This is a genomic window from Myroides sp. DW712, assembly GCF_046557355.1.
Taxonomy (GTDB): Bacteria; Bacteroidota; Bacteroidia; order Flavobacteriales; family Flavobacteriaceae; genus Flavobacterium.
On record NZ_JBKFDO010000020.1, the window covers coordinates 62,600 to 83,764 of the forward strand.

General features: G+C 37.4%; 12 protein-coding genes and 1 riboswitch. Of the genes, 5 read left to right on the forward strand and 7 right to left on the reverse strand.

Annotated elements, in window-relative coordinates; genetic code table 11:
- Nucleotides 1-7: 7 nt before the first annotated feature.
- Together rplS and trmD are read right to left on the reverse strand one after the other, a co-directional pair.
- A complete protein-coding gene (rplS, locus tag ACLJX0_RS13725) occupies nt 8-358 on the reverse strand; it encodes a 50S ribosomal protein L19 (protein ID WP_410881153.1) in 351 nt (116 codons plus the stop codon).
- A gap of 216 nt (nt 359-574) precedes the next feature.
- Nucleotides 575-1,255: a tRNA (guanosine(37)-N1)-methyltransferase TrmD gene (trmD, locus tag ACLJX0_RS13730; RefSeq protein WP_410881155.1), complete on the reverse strand. Its 681-nt coding sequence runs from the start codon at nt 1,253-1,255 to the stop codon at nt 575-577.
- Nucleotides 1,256-1,430: 175 nt separating this feature from the next.
- Between trmD and ACLJX0_RS13735 the strand changes: the two genes are divergently transcribed.
- From ACLJX0_RS13735 to ACLJX0_RS13745, 3 genes are read left to right on the forward strand one after another with little or no spacing between them, the layout of a single operon-like run.
- Nucleotides 1,431-2,597 carry an MFS transporter gene (locus ACLJX0_RS13735; RefSeq protein ID WP_410881157.1) on the forward strand — a complete coding sequence of 389 codons (1,167 nt, stop codon included), beginning with the start codon at nt 1,431-1,433 and terminating at the stop codon, nt 2,595-2,597.
- A 13-nt stretch (nt 2,598-2,610) separates the two neighbouring features.
- Nucleotides 2,611-3,543, forward strand: a complete 933-nt coding sequence (locus ACLJX0_RS13740; protein WP_410881159.1) for a peptidylprolyl isomerase — start codon at nt 2,611-2,613, stop codon at nt 3,541-3,543.
- Nucleotides 3,544-3,602: 59 nt separating this feature from the next.
- On the forward strand, nt 3,603-4,538 hold the full coding sequence (locus tag ACLJX0_RS13745; RefSeq protein WP_410881161.1) for a pyridoxal-phosphate dependent enzyme: 936 nt from the start codon (nt 3,603-3,605) through the stop codon (nt 4,536-4,538).
- 41 nt (nt 4,539-4,579) lie between these two features.
- Here ACLJX0_RS13745 and ACLJX0_RS13750 read toward each other — a convergent pair whose 3' ends face one another.
- Nucleotides 4,580-6,277: a hypothetical protein gene (locus ACLJX0_RS13750; protein WP_410881162.1), complete on the reverse strand. Its 1,698-nt coding sequence runs from the start codon at nt 6,275-6,277 to the stop codon at nt 4,580-4,582.
- A gap of 206 nt (nt 6,278-6,483) precedes the next feature.
- Here ACLJX0_RS13750 and ACLJX0_RS13755 point away from each other — a divergent pair, with 206 nt between their 5' ends.
- Nucleotides 6,484-14,100 (forward strand): MBG domain-containing protein, encoded by a 7,617-nt coding sequence (locus ACLJX0_RS13755; protein WP_410881164.1) that lies wholly within the window; start codon nt 6,484-6,486, stop codon nt 14,098-14,100.
- A 79-nt stretch (nt 14,101-14,179) separates the two neighbouring features.
- Nucleotides 14,180-15,037 carry an outer membrane beta-barrel protein gene (locus ACLJX0_RS13760; RefSeq protein WP_410881166.1) on the forward strand — a complete coding sequence of 286 codons (858 nt, stop codon included), beginning with the start codon at nt 14,180-14,182 and terminating at the stop codon, nt 15,035-15,037.
- Nucleotides 15,038-15,351: 314 nt separating this feature from the next.
- On the opposite strand, the gene ACLJX0_RS13765 is transcribed toward ACLJX0_RS13760, so the two are convergent.
- The 4 genes from ACLJX0_RS13765 to ACLJX0_RS13780 form a co-directional block, all read right to left on the reverse strand.
- Complete coding sequence (locus ACLJX0_RS13765; protein WP_410881168.1) at nt 15,352-16,905, reverse strand: FMN-binding glutamate synthase family protein; 1,554 nt, start codon at nt 16,903-16,905, stop codon at nt 15,352-15,354.
- Between the two features lie 324 nt (nt 16,906-17,229).
- The gene (locus ACLJX0_RS13770; protein WP_410881170.1) at nt 17,230-18,447 is read right to left on the reverse strand and encodes a chloride channel protein; all 1,218 of its coding nucleotides are present in this window, start codon (nt 18,445-18,447) and stop codon (nt 17,230-17,232) included.
- Nucleotides 18,448-18,476: 29 nt separating this feature from the next.
- Nucleotides 18,477-18,537: riboswitch (Fluoride riboswitch) on the reverse strand.
- 64 nt (nt 18,538-18,601) lie between these two features.
- Nucleotides 18,602-18,973, reverse strand: coding sequence for a PUR family DNA/RNA-binding protein (locus ACLJX0_RS13775; protein ID WP_410881172.1), 372 nt, complete (start codon nt 18,971-18,973; stop codon nt 18,602-18,604).
- 74 nt (nt 18,974-19,047) lie between these two features.
- Nucleotides 19,048-20,799, reverse strand: coding sequence for an ABC transporter ATP-binding protein (locus ACLJX0_RS13780; protein ID WP_410881174.1), 1,752 nt, complete (start codon nt 20,797-20,799; stop codon nt 19,048-19,050).
- Nucleotides 20,800-21,165 lie beyond the last annotated feature (366 nt).

A 21,165-nucleotide genomic window follows, 5' to 3' on the forward strand; every position in this document is an offset into this window, starting at 1 on the left:
ATGAAGATTATCCTCTTCTTTCTTTGATTCTTGCTTTTTTACCAGTAAGTTCTCTGAAGTAGAAGATACGAGCTCTACGAACTTTACCTCTTTGATTTAATTCGATTTTTTCTAAAGCAGGCATGTTGATTGGGAAGATACGCTCTACACCAATGTTACCAGACATTTTACGGATAGTAAAAGTCTCAGTAGCACCAGTACCTCTTCTTTGGATCACTACACCTTTAAAGAACTGTGTTCTTTTTTTGTCACCCTCTTTAATTTCGTAGTACACTGTAATTGTGTCTCCAGCTTTAAATGCTGGGAAGTCTTTTTTTGCAACTAATTCGTCTTGAACGAATTTCATTAAATCTGCCATTTCTGAAAAAAAATAATTAATTAATTTAAACCAACATACACGGACCTCGTCAGAGGTTAGTTTAAAGCGAGTGCAAATATATGAAAATCTAATAAAATAATCCTAATATTTTGGGCTAAATAATTGGAATATTGTTTCTTACTCGATGAGGGAGAGAAGTTCAATATTCCGTTTGAAATAAAATAAGAAAACGTATTTAAAACGAGATATTTAGCTTTATTTTTCTTCTAAAAGATCAGGCCTTCTGTTCTTTGTATGTTCATACGCCATGTCCTCTCGCCATTTGTCAATAGCAGCAAAATTGCCACTCAATAAAACATCGGGTACTTTCCATCCCTTGTATTCCGAAGGTCGAGTGTAAATAGGCGGAGCGAGTAAATTATCTTGGAAACTATCCGTTAAGGCTGAAGTTTCATCATTTAAAACTCCAGGAATCAAGCGAATTAAAGCATCACATAAAATAACAGCTCCTAATTCTCCACCCGATAAAACATAATCGCCAATAGATATTTCTTTTGTGATAAAATGATCGCGAACCCGTTGATCTACCCCTTTATAGTGCCCACATAGAATGATGATGTTTTTCAATAAGGACATACTATTAGCCATGGATTGATTCAATGTTTCCCCGTCAGGAGACATATAAATAATTTCATCGTAGTCGCGCTCTTCTTTTAATTGACTAATACAACGGTCAATGGGTTCAATACTCATCACCATGCCAGCACCTCCGCCAAATTGATAGTCATCCACGTTTTTGTGCTTGTTGGTGCTATAATCGCGTAAGTTGTGAAAGTGTACTTCAACAAGTCCTTTGGCAATGGCTCGTTTCAAGATAGAGGCTTGAAAAGGACTTTCAATTAATTCTGGAACAACGGAAATGATATCGATGCGCATGAGCTATAAATTTGTGCAAAGGTACAATCCTATTTTTTATCATCCAATGGTAATCTTTTTCTGTACGGAATTCCTTGCCAATGAGGCGATGTAGAAGAAGGATATATTATTTATTTGTTGTAGAAATTATTCCTTTATTTGGTTTGAGAAAGTTGAGATGTTTACCTTTGCGTCTATGAGTTTATCCAAAGCCAATGTCTTGTTTATGGCAGCCGTTACGGGGTTAATAGTTGCCAATTTATATTATTGTCAACCTTTAATACCGCTAATTGCTGATGAGTTTGGAGTGTCTGAAGCATCGGCAGGTACCTTAACCTATTTAACCCAAGCGGGCTATGCGATAGGGATGTTTTTGATGATTCCTTTAGGCGATCGTTTAGAACGAAAGAAACAAATTACGGTGACTACCCTTTGTGCGATTATTGCGTTGGGATTAACCGCAACTGTCACGAATTTCTTCTGGTTACAGGTAATCAGTTTTCTACTCGGTGCCACTTCGATTGTCCCTCAATTGGTCTTGCCAATGGCAGCTAGTTTGGCCTCTGAGGAGCAGAGAGGAAAAGTAATTGGAACGGTGGTGAGTGGTTTGTTAATCGGAATTTTATTCTCCCGTACGCTAAGTGGGTTTGTTGGAATTTGGTTGGGCTGGCGCGGCATGTTTTGGATTGCTACTGCCATTTGCGTACTATTAGTAATTCTTATTCAGTTTCGATTGCCAATCAACAAACCAACCTATCAAGGAAGTATTTCGAGTTTGTATCGCTCCCTTTTTATTTTAATCAAAGAACAACCCGTACTACGTGAAGCAACTTGGATAACTAGCTTGGCGTTTGCTCAGTTTGGGGCCTTTTGGACCACAATGGTGTTGCTGTTGCACAATCCACCTTTTGGGTATGATAGTGCCTTGATTGGTTCATTTGGATTAATTGGCGCCTGTGGGGCTTTTGCTGCTCCTTTAGTCGGGAAAATAGGTGGTGCAGGTGGTGCACAAAAATTGATTTTATATGGCATAAGCATGACATTTTTGAGCTTTGTCGTTTTTGCCCTTTCTGCCACGTCTGTTGTCGGAATTATTATCGGAATAATCCTTATTGATTTAGGGCTACAAACGATTCACGTCTCCAATCAAACCCGAATTTACTCTTTATTGCCCGAAGCACGTAACCGACTGAATACTGTCTATATGTCATTTAGTTTCCTCGGAACAGCATTTGGCTCGGCTTTTGGTTTATATTTGTGGAAATATTTTGGATGGGTAGGTGTCTGTTTCGGTGGCATGGCATTAGCCTTTTTGTCACTTTTGATTTACCTGCGCACAAAGAAAAAAAACAGTAAAAATTAATAACATAAGAAGAATGGAAAACGGTATTTACGCAAAATTTAATACGTCAAAAGGCGAAATCGTAGTAAAGCTAACGGAAGATAAAACACCAGGAACAGTGGGGAACTTTGTTGCTTTAGCAGAAGGAAAATTAGAGAATTCAGCACGACCTCAAGGAAAACCGTACTATGATGGGTTAAAATTTCATCGAGTAATACCGGATTTTATGATTCAAGGAGGATGTCCACAGGGAATTGGATCAGGTGGACCAGGATACACATTTGATGATGAATTTGACGCTAGTTTAAAACACGATAAACCAGGAGTATTATCTATGGCTAATGCTGGACCTGGAACGAATGGATCTCAATTCTTTATTACCCATGTAGCTACACCTTGGTTAGATGGAAAACACACCGTTTTTGGTCATGTAGTACAAGGACAAGACATCGTGGATGCTATTGCACAAGACGATATAATTGAGTCAATCGAAATTATAAGAGAAGGTGATGCTGCTCAAAAATGGAATGCTGTAGAAGCATTTAGACAGTTTGAAGGGGCAAGAGAAAAAAGAATAGCGGATCAAAAGAAAGCAGGAGAAGAGGCTTTAGAGAAAGTTGCCGCTGGTTTTGAACGCACAGCAAGTGGATTGCGTTATCAAATGATTGTAAATGGATCAGGTAAACAAGCGGAAAAAGGAAAAACAGTAGCGGTTCATTATAAAGGAGCCTTAGAAAATGGGACTGAGTTTGACAACTCCTACAAAAGAAAAAAACCAATCGAATTCCCATTGGGAATGGGGCATGTCATAGAAGGATGGGACGAAGGTATTGCATTATTGCGCGTTGGAGATAAAGCGCGTTTTGTTATCCCTCCTTATTTAGGATACGGCGAGAGAGGAGCAGGCGGAGTGATTCCTCCTAATGCAATCTTAGTATTCGATGTAGAATTAATGGACGTGAAGTAATAAAATAAAACTCCCAAGCTTGTCTAAGTTTGGGAGTTTTTTATCCAACGCTAATTTTTATGAAAGAGAAAATCAATACGTGTTACGAAAAAATAAAATCCTATGTGCACCTTACGCCTATTATGGAGTCAGGGCATATTGAAAATTTTTTGGGTAGTGATTTGTATTTTAAATGTGAAAACTTTCAACGAGCAGGCGCTTTTAAAATGAGAGGCGCTACGAATGCTATTTTGCATTTAACTGAAGAGCAAAAAGAAAAAGGAGTGGTTACCCATTCGTCAGGTAATTTTGCACAAGCCTTGGCTTTGGCTGCTCGAACCTTTGGGGTAAAATGTTATATTGTCATGCCCTTTAATGCTCCTAATGTAAAGAGAGATGCTGTAGTGATGTATGGTGGAGAAATTGTAGAGTGTGCACCAACCATGGAATCTAGAGAACGCGTGTGTAATCAGGTGATGGATGAAACTGGTGCTACCCTCATTCATCCGTCAAATGAAATGCAGGTGATTCTCGGAAATAGTACGGCAACCAAAGAGTTGTTAGAAATGCAACCTGATCTAGATGCTTTAATCGTTCCAGTAGGTGGTGGTGGGCTTTTAGCAGGAACAATTTTAGCTGCTCAGGCCTTTGGAAAAGTGGGGATTGAAGTATATGCTGGAGAGCCATATGAAGTAGATGATGCTTTTCGCTCATTAGCAAGCGGAAAAATTGAAGCGAATCTTTCTGTGGATACGATTGCAGATGGGTTGCGTACGCAATTAGGAGATGTGAACTTTCCCATTATAAAAGAAGGGGTAAAAGCGATTATTCGCGTCAGAGAAAACGAAATTATCAGTGCAATGCGATTAATTTGGCAACGCATGAAAATAGTGGTAGAACCCAGTAGTGCCGTCGCATTAGCTGTTTTAATAAAGGAACGCCCACTATTTGAAGGTAAAAAAGTAGGGATTATTTTATCTGGGGGCAATGTAGATCTAGATAATTTACCCTTTTAAAAAGGTTTAGTTTGTTGCTAAACCTTTTTTTATTCTCGCTTTTAATCAAAAAGCTGTTGATAGGTATCCCTGTATTTCTTCTTTAAGCGCTGTTTGGTTTTCTTTACTGCGTCAATAGTGATTCCCAGGATATTAGCCGTTTCTTGATTGGTGAGATTTAATCGTTGGAGTAGAATTACCCGTAAATTAGAATCCGTTAAATCAGGAAATGTTTGCATTAAATGAGTATAATATTCAGGTTGTTCTGTTTGAAACGTTTTTTTGAAGACTAACCAGCTTTCATCCGTCATCAAATGAGAGGAAATCGTCTGTTCTAACTTTAAACGCTCGGTTTGTGACTTAACACTGGTAGAGTCTTTAATTTTGTTTAATTCAACTTCTAGAATATTGATTTGCTTGGTCTTTTCTGCTAAGTATTCTTTGTAGGAATCCAGCGAATGGTTGGTGTCTTGCCATCGCTTTTCTGATTCGGCCATTTCTTGTTCAATCTTTTGAATATTTGATTCGTAGAGTAAGGCTTGTTTGGATAGCTGTTTGCGGTATACCTTGTAAACAAAAATTAAAATGCACCCCAAAGAAAAAGAAAGGGATAAGAATAATAAACGTTGATAATTGATTTTTTCAAAGTGGTAACGTTGGGATTCTAGTTGCAAGTTGATGAGTTCAATTTCAGCATCCCAATTGATTTGATCAATGGCTTTCTGCCCTTCTGTTTCGCTGATGTATTCATTGAGCATGGTTACTTTTCTGCGGTAAAGTAATTCGCGTTTTTCATCTTTTTCTGCAATAGCTATCTCTAAGAGCAATTTCATAATATCATATTCAAACCCTTTTACATAGTTGAGGATTTGCGTATAAGAAAAGGCTTCTAAGGCTGTTTTTTTTGTGTTTTCAATGTCATTTTTGTCCCAATATACTTGAGCAAGAGACAACAGCGCAAACATGGTGTTCTTTTTATCATCTACTTTTTTAGACAAGGCGATATCTTCTTCTAGGTAAGCAATGGCTTTGTCCCAGTTTTGTTTCTTGTTTTCAATGATGGCTAAATCACCCAGTACTTTTGCATAACGCAAAAGATCCCCTTGGCTTTCTGCTAAATTTTTCGCTTGAATTAAATAAGGGTAGGCTAAGGCCTCTTGGTTGTCCTTAATGGCAAAATTGCCAATAGCATTGAGCAAACTCGTATAGTTGATGTTATCTTTGGGGGTGAATTGGAGGGCTTTGGTTAAATAAGTAATCCCTTGTTTATACTTGCCAATAGTGCCATAAAAGTAGCCTATTTTCCGATAAACATCAGTGGGTTGTATGGTGATTTCTTCTGGATGATGATCCAAAGCATAAGCCACTTCGCTATAGTAAGTAGCAGCTTCAATATAATGGTTGAAGTTATAGTAATAAAAGCCAATTTGCGTGTTAAACCAATGCGTTAAACTAGGGTAGTTTAAGACTTTTACTTGTCCTTCTACCTCTTTGAGTAGGAGGGTGGTTTGTTCGTTAAACGCACCTAGTTCTATGGCTTTTAATTGCGCTTTTTTTACTTTAAGTATAATGTTGCGTATGTTTTTAGGAATAGAATGATCAGTAGGTGATTGATTTTGAATAAGTTCCTCCAGTTTGCTAGGGTCTTCTATTTTGTGTAATTCGGTTAAAAGGAGATTGATTTGCAAGGCAGTATGTTCACTTGCACGACTACAAGCCAATAAACTTAATAAAATAACGAAGTAAATTATTTTTTTCATAAATCCCTTTATTTGTTGAAGAGTTGGCCTAATATAGTTAAAATTTGAAATGTCCACCCCTTTGTCCACCTTAATGTCCACCCCAAATATACTATTTTTTTAACAGAATGTTATATTTTGCTTAAGTTTTTGTATAGACCCCTTACGGCTTCAAAAACCAAAGAACAATAAAATCAATTATTAATCATTATTTACTCTATTATTTTATGAAGCAGAAATTACTTCTGACGTGGCTGTTCTTACTCAGCTTTTCGTTATCGATGCTCTCCCAGATCCAGATTGGTTCTGGTACGTCAACTAATAATTATATACCGATTCAAACCAGTTATAATTATAGCATCAGTCAACAGATTGTTCTTAAATCTGAATATACAGATGGACAAGGAATTGCAGGGGATATTACTAAAATAAAATGGTATGTTACCTCTAATTCCAACTATAGTAATAGCTGGGATTTATGGGATGTATATATTGGACATACCACAAAGACAAGTTTTACTGGGTCATCTGACTGGGTTGATCTAGATACGGCAACTTTAGTATTTAGTGGGACTATTACGCCTGTGAATGGACAATGGATGGAAATTGAATTGACTACACCATTTGCCTATAACGGAACAGATAACTTTGTTGTTACAGTTGTAGATAAAAAACCAGGATATACTTATTCTTATCCAGCGTTTAGAAGTTATTCGGCGACAAATAGAGGGTTGTATGCCTATCAAGATGGAGCTTTAATAAATACTACTGATCTGTCAGCCAATTCAAATAAAGCTAGGACAAGTACCGTGGCTCAGTTGCAGTTAGTAGGAACTTTAAGTCCCTGTAGTAAACCAGAAGATTTGTTCGTAACAGGAGTGACCGCAACAACAGCAACCATCAATTGGGTGAGTAATGCTATAGGTACGTTGTCTCATACTTATGAAGTACGTACTAATACCAATGTGGGAACAGCAGCAGGACGCGAACAAGATGGTACAGCGTCCAATGTGGAAGAGCAAATAGATTTGACAGCACTATCACCCGATACGCTTTACTATTTTTATATTAAAACAGATTGTGAAGATGATTTAACTACGCCATGGGCTATGATTAGTTTTAGAACTCCTTGTGAGTCTGTTAATATTCCGTACGTACTGGACGTTAATTCAACATCTACTTTGCCAGCTTGTGTGGTAGTGGAAGATGTTAATGCAGATAATAAAAAATGGGAACCAGTCGCTAAACCTTCTTCTTCTGGATTCGTAGATGCACGAGTGATGAGATATACTTATCATATTTCTAATGTAGCCAATGATTGGTTTTTTACTCCAGGCTTAAATATGGTAGCGGGACAGAGTTACCGTTTGAAATTTAAATATAGAGATTATGGTTATCGTGAAAAATTGAGAGTAAGCTATGGTTTACAAAATGTAAGCACGGCTATGACAGAGGAGCTCTTTACAGTTGAAACAGATGCATCAGAAACTACAGGCAGTGAAGAAATTGATTTTGTAGCACCAACGACGGGTGTGTACTATATCGGTTTTCAAGCTTATTCTCCTGTCAATTATTACTATCTATATGTAGGAGATATTAAGGTAGAGCTTTCACCTACTTGTTTAAAACCTACGAATGTAAATCTCACCAGTGCAACGCAGGTTTCAGCTACTTTTGGATGGACTGCTTCCACGAGTATGCCAGCGAATGGCTATGCGTATGAAGTGCGTACAGCTGGAAATCCGGGAGAAGCTACTGGTTTGGTAGAAGCAGGAACAACAGCCGCGGGAGTGGTAACAGCAACTGTAAATGGATTAACAGCCAATACAGCCTATAAATTCTATGTAAAAGCCGTGTGTTCTACAACAGATCAGAGCGAATGGGCAGAAGTACTTGATTTTAGAACACTATGTAATATAGAGAATGTTCCCTATGTACTCAGTATGGATGATGTGACTACGCCGACTATACCTTTCTGTGTGGGGGTAGAAGATGTGAATGAAGATGGTAAAACATGGCAAAGCTATGCCAAACCGTCTGGATCTTCTTTTGTTGGAACAAAAGTGATGGGCTATCCTTATCATGCTTCTAATGCCGCAAATGATTGGTTTTATACGCATGCGTTGAATTTAACAGCAGGGCAAAGCTATCGTTTAAAATTTAAATATTCACATGGTAATTATAGTGAAAAACTGAGAGTAAGTTATGGTACTTCAGCCGTAAATACAGCGATGACTACGCAACTATTTGAGGTAACTACCGGAACTTCAACCGCAACAGTAGAAGAGATAATCGATTTTACACCGACGACAACAGGAGTTTATTATTTTGGTTTTCAGGCTTTTTCTGATAGAAATAAAAATATTCTTTACGTAGGTGATATTGAAATAGATAAAACGCCAACGTGTTTTGTTCCAGGAGCAATTACTGTAGATGAGGCTACACTGACGTATGATACCGTTACTTTTTCTTGGATCGTACCCGAACAAGCACCTGCAAGTGGATATGAGTACGAAATTCGCACTTCTGGGAATCCTGGAGAAGCTACAGGACGTGTGGCTACGGGATCAGTGGCAGCGGGTGTGCTAACAGCTACAGTAAATGGATTAACTCCATTAACAGACTATAAAATATACATTCGATCTAAATGTATCGGAACGGATGTAAGTATTTGGACACCAGGACAAGCTTTTAAAACCTTATGTCTACCTCCAGTAATCACTTCTACAACAGGAGCTACTGTTTGTGGATTTGGTGAAGCCACCTTACAGGCAACTTCAAACGAAGGTACTTTTAGATGGTATGAAACAGCGACAAGTTCAACGGTATTAGGAACGGGAAGTAGCTTTACAACCCCAGAATTGACAGCGACAACTTCATACTGGGTTAGTGGAGTAGGAACGAATATGACTACAGGTTCTGGAGGTAAACTCCGTCCAGAGACTTCGGCAAGCAATAGTTCAACGACGAATTGGGGAATAGTATTTAATGTAACAGAAGATTTGGTGTTAAAATCAACGGATGTCTATTCTGGCGCCAATAACTCTGCAGTGACAGTAAAAATATTGAATCCAGCGGGTGTTGAGATTTTTACATCAGCAAGTATTCCTCTGGTGAATGGAGGGGCAACTACCCCTAATGTTATTCCGTTGAATGTACCTTTAGTTGCAGGCAATGGGTATAAAATATTACTTAAAGCCTATACTGGAAGTATACTTAGAGATAACTCTAATCTTGCATTCCCTTATGGAGGTTCAAATGATAAGATTAAAGTTACGTCTTCTGAATGGGGGGGAATTACAACATCTTATTACTATTATTTCTATAATTTACAATATGAAATAGCCTGTTTATCTGAACGTAAAGAAGTAGTGGCCACGGTAAACCCAGCACCTAACTTTACGCTATCAACAGCAGCAGTTGAAATATGTAGAGAAGCACAAAGCAATGTGGTTAGAATTACGGCGGGAGCTACAGATTATGATACGTATGAATGGATTCCAGCTACAGGAGTAACAGGAAATGCCACAACAGGGTGGACTCTGTCTCCAGCAGAAACAACAACGTATACGTTAGTGGCTAGCCAATCTAATGGAGCGTGTCAAACAAGAGTAATGGTAGAGGTGGTTGTAAAACCTACACCCGAGGCTATCGGAGCAACTGAATCACTGGAACTATGTCCTGGTTCAGTAGGAGAATTAACCGCAGGAATGGGAGCAGTTACGGAAGCTGTTTTTGGGACAGGAACGCAAAGCACTACTTCAAATTATCCAAATACATTTAGTGGATGGTATGGGGGTGTGAAGCACCAGATTTTATATACAAAAGAGGAGCTATTAACAAAAGGTTTAGTAGCAGGTAGTGAGATTAGAACACTTGCTTTTGAACTAGGAGATGCTGCAGCTAAAGAATGTAAAGATTTTACTATTCGAATTGGAACTACAACTCGAACAGCTATGACGTCTACTTTTGTAGATTCATCGACATTGACAACAGTGTATAACCAATCTTTTACGCCTTCTGTAACTGGTTTTGTTTCATTTACGTTGACCACACCTTATATATGGGATGGTGTTAGTAACTTAATTGTAGAGACTGTTCATAACGCTGGAAATAGTGGGAATGGTACGGGAACATCAAATCGTTATACGACTACTACATTTGATAGTGTAGCCTATGGTGCAAAAGATAGTGTTGGTCAAGGAATAGCGGGTATGGATGCTCTAACCTCTTTTAGTTCAAGTGGGACTTCAAAAAACAGACCGAATATTAAATTTGGTTTCACTACTTTTTCTCAAGGTAAATGGGCTCCAGTAGCTGGGTTATATACTAATCCAGAAGGAACGTCTCCTTATACAGGTGATGCTCGTACGAAAGTTTATGTGAAGTTAACCGAGCCAAAAAATTATACGTTAACGGTTAAGAATGAAGAATCTCTTTGTGAAATAACGAGAGAAGTAACGGTATCAATTGCTACTGTAGGTAGCTTTGAATTAGAGCAATCGACGTTCTGTCAAACAGTGAATGTGGCGGATATCCCAATGACGATCACAGCCGGAGTAACTGCAAAATGGTATGCCTCTGAAACAAGTACAACGGTATTGACAACGCTTACACAAACTGGAACGTATTATGTAGAATTGTCGAATGAAACCTGTAGCGCACCACGTGAAGCGGTAGAAATTGAAATCGTGCAACCTGTGCTTCCAATTGCCGATGCGGATCAATCGCTATGTGAGGATACTACATTAGCTGATTTAGTAGTTGAACATGCAGACCGATTTGAGAGCAAATGGTATGCCTCAGAAACAGCAACTGAAGCTTTACCTGATACAACAGTATTGACAAACGGAACAACGTATTATGTATCGAGTTATTTTTCACAAATAGCATGTGAATCTGACCGAGTAGCAGTAACAGTTCACTTGTCTCGTACACCAGCACCAACGGCATTGGCACAACAGAAATTCTGTTTGGTTACTAATCCAACGGTGGCTGATTTAGCAGCAGACGGAACGGATGTTAAATGGTATACTACTGCAGTAGGAGGTACAGCATTGGCAGCTACAACAGCGTTACAAGACAATACGGTGTATTATGCTTCACAAAAATTGAATAATTGTGAAAGTGATATTCGTACAGCAGTAACAGTTTCTGTGGAAGAAATTTTGTATGCACCAACAATTCCAGTAACTGAGGTACATTATACGTATGGAGATACGGCAACAGCTTTAGAAGCAATACTTACTGGAGGAGATGAATTAGTATGGTTTGTAGGAGATAGTACGCAAGAAAGTTTGACTGCTCCAACGCCTTCAACAAGTACAGTAGGTACAACATCCTATTGGGTAGCTCAACGTATTATTGATGGATGTGAGAGTGATCGTGCAGAGATTAAAGTGCATGTAGCACCAGCAGTGTTAACAGTTGTAGCAAATAATCAAACCAAAGTATATGGACAAGTAGATCCAGCCTTGACCTTTACAGTAACTGGATTTAAATTGACTGATACAGTTAGCGTTTTACGTGGTAGATTAGCTAGAGAAGTAGGAGAGAACGTAGGGGAGTATGAAATCGGACTAGGTACGTTAAGTGCTGAAAATTATACTTTCGATTATACACCTGCTACATTTAAAATTACACCAGCTGCCTTAAGGGTGAAAGCAAATCCAATAACGAAAGTTTATGGACAAGTAGATCCTGCTCTAACTTTTGTTGGAGAAGGGTATAAACTGAATGATAACAATAGTTCGTTAACAGGAGTTTTAGAAAGAGAAGCAGGAGAGGATATTGGTTCTTATGCAATTTTACAAGGAACGTTAGCTTCAACGAATTATACAATTACGTTTACAGAGAATACGTTTACGATTACACCAGCAAGCTTGAAAATTACACTAGCAAATCAAACGAAAGTGTATGGTGAGGCTGATCCAATATTGAACTATCAAGTCCAAGGATTAACAAATGGAGATACAACGGCTGTAATCACTGGTAACTTAACTCGTGAACCAGGGGAAAATGTAGGAACTTATGCGTACCAGCAAGGAACGATTGCTACAACAGCCAATTATAATTTAGAATACGAATTAGGTAACTTAGTAATTACGCCTGCTCCTTTACAAATTGAGCCACTTGTTGACCAACATAAAATATATGGCCAAGATGATCCCGTATTGAATTATACGGCAACAGGATTTAAATTTACAGATACAACAGCAGTTATCAGCGGAGCATTAGCAAGAGCTGAAGGAGAGAATGTACGAGTGTATCCTTATTCATTAGGTACGTTACGTTCGCTTCATAATAACTATGCTTTTGTGTTGAATACCAACAATACGTTTGAAATTAAACCAGCACCATTAATGATTGTGGTACATGAAAATCAACGTAAAGTATTTGGAAGTGTAGATCCCGTTTTCACGTATACAATCCAAGGAATGCAGTTTAATGATCGCGCAGTACAAGCAATCTCGGGAAGTTTAGGAAGAGTAGCAGGCGAAGCTGTGGGAATCTATCCGATTAACCAAGGGACACTTGTTGCAAGATCAAATTACTATATTGATTTGTTTACACCTTCAACGTTTGAAATTGTTCGCAATGAAGTTGGAAATATAACATTACCATCTAAAACATTTACATATGATGGTACGGTGAAAAGTTTAGCTGTAGTAGGAGATTTACCTCCAACGGCAGTAGTAACGTATGTGAATAACAATCAGACAGAAGTAGGTGACTATACGGTAAAAGCGATTGTAGATTACGGTCCGAACTTTGAGATAAAAGAATTGGAAGGAGAGTTGAGAATTGTTAAAGCTCCACAGGTAATTACGTTTGATGAGTTAGATATTGTTATCTTAGATGAAACACCTTCATTCCAATTAAATGCTAGAGCAAGCTCTAGACTGCCAATTCGATATGAAGTAACCTTTATCGATCAACCTATCTTAACGATGACCCCAGCAGGAGTAGTAACACCATTACAAGTGGGTACAGCAAAAATTACGGCTTACCAAGATGGAAATGAAAATTATTTACCTGCTATACCAGTATCGAGAACGTTAATTATTAAGAACAATAGTACTGAGATTACAGAGTTATTTGTAGATGGAGTTTCTTATGGTAAAATTCAAGAAGAAACGTATGTGATCTTAGATTGTGGTACAAATTCAAATACCGTAAATCTAGAGGTGGTTGTGCCAATAGGAACAACAGTAAAACCAGGTAATCACATTGTAGTAGACGTGACGGAGTATGGATTACATCAACAAGAAATTGAAGTGGTTTCTGAAGATGGTACGAAAACGAAAGTATACACCGTAATCATTGACAAGCGTCTAGCTACAACTAATATTGTATACCAGAAATATGAAAACATGTTATTGGTAAACAATGATCCAAAAACAAATGGTGGATATACCTTTGTGAAATTTGAATGGTATAAAGACAACGAATTGATTGGTACAGAACAAGCGTATTCGGCAGGAAATGAATATGGAATGAAGTTAGATCCTGCTGCAACCTATCATGCGGTGCTTACCTTGAAAAATGGTACGAAGTTTACAACTTGTCCAATTGATTTAGGATTTGAACTCGAAGAAGAATTACAAGTGTATCCAAACCCAGTTCGTAAAACAGAGGCGTTGAACATTGTATTAGATACGAAAACAGATTACGAGAACTCTTATATTATCTATAACGTATTAGGACAAGTAATTGCTAAAGGATCATTCAATGGCAACAGAACGGAGTTGAATTTACCAACTACAGTCACTACAGGTTCTTATTTCTTAGTATTGAAAGCAGGAGGCAAGCACCAATCGGTTCAATTTATTGTAAGAGAATAGTAGGGAAAAGTAGGTTTATTAATTTTAAATAGGTGTCAGGCGGTGGTACACTACCGCCTGATTTTTAAAAATGAAGTTTATGAAAAAAGTTATATATGCAGTAAGCCTGTTCGGGCTTTGTTTAGTCGCTCAAACAGCAAAAGCTCAATTTAGTCGCTATTATTACAATAAACACGAAGTAGGTGTGAGTGTACAAGGCGGATATTTAGGCGTACAAAATAGTTTGCCCTATAATCTTAAATCGGATGGAGGAATGTCAGTTGGAGCTGGATTGCACTATGATTACCATTTATCTCGAAAATGGAGTGTTGGAATTGGTGGAGTCTACTCCATGAATACGGTGAAATCCGAAAATACTCGATTTGAAGGAAGTATGCCTGTAACGGATTATGAAGGAACAAATTTCGTGTTGCGTTATAAAACAAGTACATTGAAAGAAAAAGTTACCCTAAACGATTTGAATATTCCAATCACCGTATCTTATACGATGGATAATAATATTTATTTCAGAACAGGGGTGCAGATTGGATTGAACATGACAAGTGAAGTAGAAACTACGTTTAATAACCTTCAAACAGAAGCTTATTTTCCGCAATATGAATTAGTTTGGGATAAACTCGAATATATGGGAATTGGCAATATGGGAGATATAAAAGAAAAGAAAGATATCGATGTGAATACGCGAATTGCTTGGGTTGGTGAAGTTGGCTATAAGTATGAGCTAGCAGACAGACAAAATTTGTATTTCGGTTTGTATTTTGATGTGGGATTAAATGACGTTAAAAAATCGAATAATGCTGCTAGTTCAACATCATTATTGGGGTATGAAGCGGAAAGAAAAGATCCTTTACGCTACAATAGTGCGTATGATAATTCGGCGTATAAGTTAAAGACTTATACGATCGGAATTAAAGTAAAATATGGTTTTGGTCTATAATTGATTTTTTGTTTTTAATTGTTTGTAAGCATTCATTCGCTAAGAATGAGTGCTTATTTTTAGAGAAAGAGGAGGCAGCTGAGAGGTTGCTTCTTTCTATTTAGTACAAATTAACTGCGCACGATGCAACCCTATATACTTCTTGTCGAAACAAGAATGGTTGAGATAGAAAATACCAGTAGGGGTGAAGCTGATAAAGCAGTATTCATTGTACGAAATAAAATAATCTCTAATTATACGTGCCGAATTGCTCGCAATAGTACACAAAAAAAGGCTGTCCTTGGAGACAGCCTTTGTGCTATATATGTATATACTTACGCTTTTTTACGTGTATCTAATTCTCCGAAATACATTTCTTGGAAGCTCTTGTTTACACCGTGATCTACGCGTTTGTGGAACGTTCTAGGATCAATTTCACTTGGTTTTTCATATCCTACAGCACTAATGAATTCTCCTAAAGCTTTCATTGTGTTTTTATGGAAGTTTGCCACGCGCATTCTCTTGTCAGTTACATCTAGCGCTTTGTAAAGGGTTTCGTCTTGGGTAGCAATACCTACTGGACAATGACCGCTGTCACACTGTAACGCCTGGATACAACCTAATGCGAACATCATACCACGTGCACTATAACAAGCATCTGCTCCTAAAGCAATCGTCTTTGCAATGTCAAAAGCCGAAATAATACGACCTGAAGCTAAAAGTCTGATTTTTCCTCTTAGACCATTTTCAATCAAGGTCTTATTGGCAAATACTAAAGCATCGTTCAAGGCCATCCCCATATAGTCGATAAACTCTAATGGAGCTGCTCCTGTACCACCTTCTGCGCCATCAATCGTAATGAAGTCTGGCGTAATGCCTGTTTGTTTCATCGCATCAACAATCGCTAAAAATTCATCTCTACGACCAATACAGATTTTAAATCCAACAGGTTTTCCGTTTGATAATTTTCTAAGTTTTGCTATGAAGTGAACTAACTCCACTGGATTGCTAAAAGCAGTGTGTCCAGATGGAGAGTGAACCGTTGTATGGGGGGTAATACTTCTAATCGCCGCAATTTCAACCGTGTTCTTTTCTGCAGGTAATAATCCACCATGTCCAGGTTTTGCTCCTTGTGAAAGCTTTAACTCAATCATTTTTACCTCGGGGTAGTTTGAACGCTCTTCAAATAGTTGGTCGCTGAAAAAACCTTTCTCATCACGACAACCAAAGTATCCCGTACCAATTTGCCAAATTAAATCGCCCCCTGAACGGTGATATTGACTAATTCCTCCTTCACCTGTATTATGGGCAAAACCACCAATTTTAGCTCCTTCATTTAAAGCTGTAATCGCTTTTTTGCTCAAAGCTCCATAACTCATCGCACTAATATTGTAAATACTTGCACTATAGGGTTGCTTACATTCATCTCCCCCAATTAAGGTTCTGAAATTGGTGTCTGAAACGTGTTTTGGATATACAGAGTGTGCAGCCCATTCATAACCAATTCGGTTAGGATCATCTTGCATACCAAAAGAAACCGTTTGTTTCTCGTTTTTTGCTCTTTGGTAAACAATTGAACGCTCACGACGGTTAAAAGGTTTTCCATCTAATTCTCCTTCCCAAAAATACTGACGCATTTCTGGACGAATAGATTCAAACATATATCTAAAACGAGCGAATAACGGGTAGTTTCTTCGAATCGTATGTCTGTTTTGAATTAAATCATAGATTGTTAAGTAGGTTAGAATTCCGGAGAGCACAAGATTAACAATGCTAGCTGTTGATTGGTAAAGAACAAAAGTAGTAACAGCGTACAATACGTATATCACAACTAATGCAATGGTCAATTGTCCAAATGTGAATCGATTAAAAAACTTTTTGTGAAACATAAATCTAAAATTTAGTGCAATCTTTTGTTGTCTAGTTTGTAATGTTAATAGTTTAAAAATAGGGTGAATAGGGCGAGTTTTCTACCTTTTCAGTTTCAAAATAAACAGAAAATAAAATCACTTCTATCGAAAGCAAAGGTAGTAAAGATTTTGAATTTAAAAGATTTTTGTAATTATTATTTTGACAGGATTAGGCGATAAAAATGCTAATATGATAATTTTACACGGATTGAATAATTATTTTTGATATATTTTTAATAATGCGTGCGTAAAATGTAATATTTGCTCTTGTTTTTTGGTATAAAAGTGTCTGAAAGCTTTGTTTTATAGGTATAATTGAAATTTATAGATGCCGTGTTTGCCACTAATGAAATAAGCAATAAGACAACAAAGAGCAGCATACATAAGTGTTTCACTGCCAAATAATTCAGTAGACATAAACACACAAGCTAATGGAGTTTTAGTGGCTCCCGCAAATACGGCTACAAAGCCTAAACTTGCTACAAATCCAATAGGTAACTGAAGGTATATGGCTAAAAAACTTCCTAAGGTAGCTCCAATAAAAAACAGAGGCGTTACTTCCCCGCCTTTAAACCCTGCACCAAGGGTAATCGCGGTAAATAGTATCTTGAGTAGAAATACACTAGAATCTTGGGCAGTTGTAAATGAGTCTACAATTGTTTCTACTCCCAATCCCAAGAATCTTGAATCGCGAATTAAGTAAAACAGGAGAAGAAAGAGTAGCCCTCCAAAAAATGGACGTAGGGGAGGATAGGAGATGGAAGTAGAGGCAAAATGCGTAATCGTATCTGTTGATTTAACAAATAAAATAGCTGTTAATCCGAATAAAATACCCGCTATTCCTACTTTAAGTAAAGTAAGAGCTTCGAGAGGGGGAACAAAATCTACCACATAGACTGTATGTGTAATCCCCCAAAGCAAACATACATAGTGTGAGATAATCGTTGTAAGTAATACAGGAAGGATATAGGTGTATTTGTTGCGCCCAACTACCATTAATTCTAGGGCAAATAGCGCTCCTGCTAAGGGAGTTCCAAAAACAGAAGCGAATCCGCCTCCAATTCCCATTAAGAGAATCGCTTGTCGGTCGGTGGTATTGAGTTTGAAAAGGGGCGTCAACTGATCGGCTATTGCGCCACCCATCTGTACTGCAGTTCCCTCTCTTCCAGCCGATCCTCCAAACAAATGAGTAACCCAAGTACCTACTAGTACTAAAGGAGCCATTTTGAATGGGACTTTCGCGACAGGGTGATGGTATTCTTGAATGAGTAAGTTATTTCCATTGTTGGCACGACCACCGTAGTAATGATACAGAAAACCGATAAGAAATCCACCTATCGGTAGTCCTAAAAGTAGCATCGGATGGGTGAGACGTAGGTAAGATACTTTTTCAAGTACGAATAGAAAAAGAGCAGAAGCGCTACCTGTCAAACATCCAATAGTTAAACTTAATATGCCCCAAAGAAGAGACTTGTTTGACAAATAAAAAATAAAATCTGTTGTTTTTTTAACTGTATTCATAACGGCTTTGTATAGATTATAAAAACTATAGTATACTAGACGTCATCAGCTCCAGGGCGGTTCAAGGCAGACATCATTGCCTATTATGATGATACAAAGATAAAAAAAAGTTCAACCTTAGGAGTTGAACTTTTGATTTTTTTTATGTAAAAGATTAAATATCATCAAATTCTACATCTGTAAAACTGTTTAAGGAATCCTCTCCTTCATCTTCTTTTTGATATTCTTTCTTGAAATCTTTTTGGTGTCTTTCAGAAATAACTTCTTCACCTTTGTGATTTACTACATATTCTGTCATTTCATCTAAGATGTCTTTAAAAGCAGTAAAATCTTCTTTGTATAAATAGATTTTGTGTTTTTTGAAGTGAAATGATCCATCGTCTTCTGTGAATTTTTTACTTTCAGTTACGGTTATGTAGTAATCATCAGCTTTTGTAGCTCTTACATCAAAGAAATAAGTTCTTCTACCTGCTCTCAATACTTTCGAGAAAATCTCTTCTTTTTCTAACATTTCGTTATCTCTCATAATCCTTCTATCAATTAATTGATTTGTATATATAGCTTTCAAAAGTCTAAAAAAAATCCTAATAAACCAACTTTTTACCCTATTTCTTTTTCTTTCAATTGTTTTTCATGTAACTCTGCATAATATCCTTGTTGATGAATCAACGTTTCATGTGTTCCTGCCTGAATAATACGCCCCTGATCAAGCACAATAATGCGATCAGCGTGTTTAGCAGATGATACACGATGGGTGACAATCAAGGTGGTAATATGTTTGCTGTGCTGTTCTAAGTGTTTTAAAATGCGTTCTTCCGTCTCTGTATCTACAGCAGATAAAGCGTCGTCTAATAGTAGAATTGGCGCATCTTTGATTAAGGCTCTTGCAATGGAAACCCGTTGTTTTTGCCCTCCAGATAAAGTTAAGCCTCGCTCGCCTAACACCGTTTCATATCCTTTCTCAAATTGCTCAATATTGTGATGAACTACCGCTTTTTTAGCTGCTTCTATAATCTCTTCTATTGTCGCATCTTCTTTTCCAAATCGAATATTATTGCTAATCGTATCCGAAAATAAAAAAGAATCCTGTGGAACTACGGCAACACTTTTTCGCAAATCTGTTAGATTACAATCCTCAATGGGTAATTCATCAAATAAAATACGCCCTTGGTCAATAGTATACAAGCGACTGATTAACGAGAGTAACGTACTTTTTCCAGATCCTGTTTTTCCTAAAATAGCCAGTGTTTCTCCTTGTTTTAATTCAAAACTAACCTCGCGCAAGGCTTGAATGCCTGTATCGGGATACGTAAAAGATACCTTGTCGAAAAGGATGTTCCCCTTGATCGCTGTCGGATTTGGATTGGTGTTATAAATTTCTGGCTGAACATCCAAAAATTCATTGATTCGCTTTTGCGAAGCTTCTGCTTCTTGAATCATGGAGGAAATCCAACCTAAAGAAGCTACGGGCCACGTCAACATATTGATGTAGAGAATAAATTGAGCAATTACCCCAATATCAGGTAGTTTACCATTAAAATACAAAATGGATCCAAGGGTAATAACAAGTAAATTACTCAACCCAATCAATAAAATCATCAATGGACCAATCAACGCTCCTGTTTTGGCTAATCGCAGTGATTTTTCTTTGCTACTTTGGGTTAGTTCTTCAAACTCCGCTACCTTTTTAGGCTCTATTGCATACGCCTTGATTACGCGCATGCCCGAAAAAATTTCTTGCGTAAATGTAGAGAGTACCGATAAATTTTGTTGAAAAATTAAACTTCGTTCGTTGATTTGACGACTCAGTTTAAAGATGAAGTATCCCAATAAGGGTAACGGCAATAACGAGTAAAACGTCAGTTGAGGAGAAATAATATACATCTGGGTCAATACCACAGCAAATCGAATTAGTGTGTTGATGGAATACATCACTGCGGGGCCTACATACTGTCTTACCTTTCCTACATCTTCACTGATGCGATTCATTAAATCTCCCGTGCGATTTTGCTTGTAAAAGCTTTGGCTAAGTACCTCGTAATGCTTGAAAATATCATTTTTTAAATCAAATTCGATATGACGAGACATTACAATCAACGTTTGACGCATTAAAAAAGTTAGAAAACCAGCCAGTAAAGTGGTTACTAAAATCCAAAAAATGTTAGATAACAAAAGCTCAGTTACTTTTTCCTTGTCAAAGGAAGTGAGCTGTTCTAAAATACGAATCGAATCACCGACTAACTTTGGTGTGTATAGCGTGAAGATTTGTGCTACGATTGTAATGATTACTCCCGTAAGAAAGTGATATTTATACTTGTAAAAATATTTGTTTAAGGACTGTAAAGCACGCATAGTTTGTTTGTATAGTCTTGCAAAGTAAGGAAAATGATGGAGATAAAACCGTTTTTCCCGAACTTTAAAAAATGAGGTACAAATATAAACTATTATTCTTTTTTAGGTCCATCTGATTTTTCCTTTTCAGCATAGAAAGTGGACCATAACCAAAGTAAAATCAATCCCTGAAATCAGGTAGATCATTCTTTTGTTTGTTAAAAATAAAACAACAAAGAGTTAAAATTAAATTAAAATAAACAAGAGGTAAGAAAAAGTAGATATATTTACCGAGTTAATAAAAGAAAGAAAAATGAATTTAATTGTTATAAAAAAGGGAAAGAAGATAAACTTACGTCAAAGGTCGTGAGCAATCTCCTCATTTTT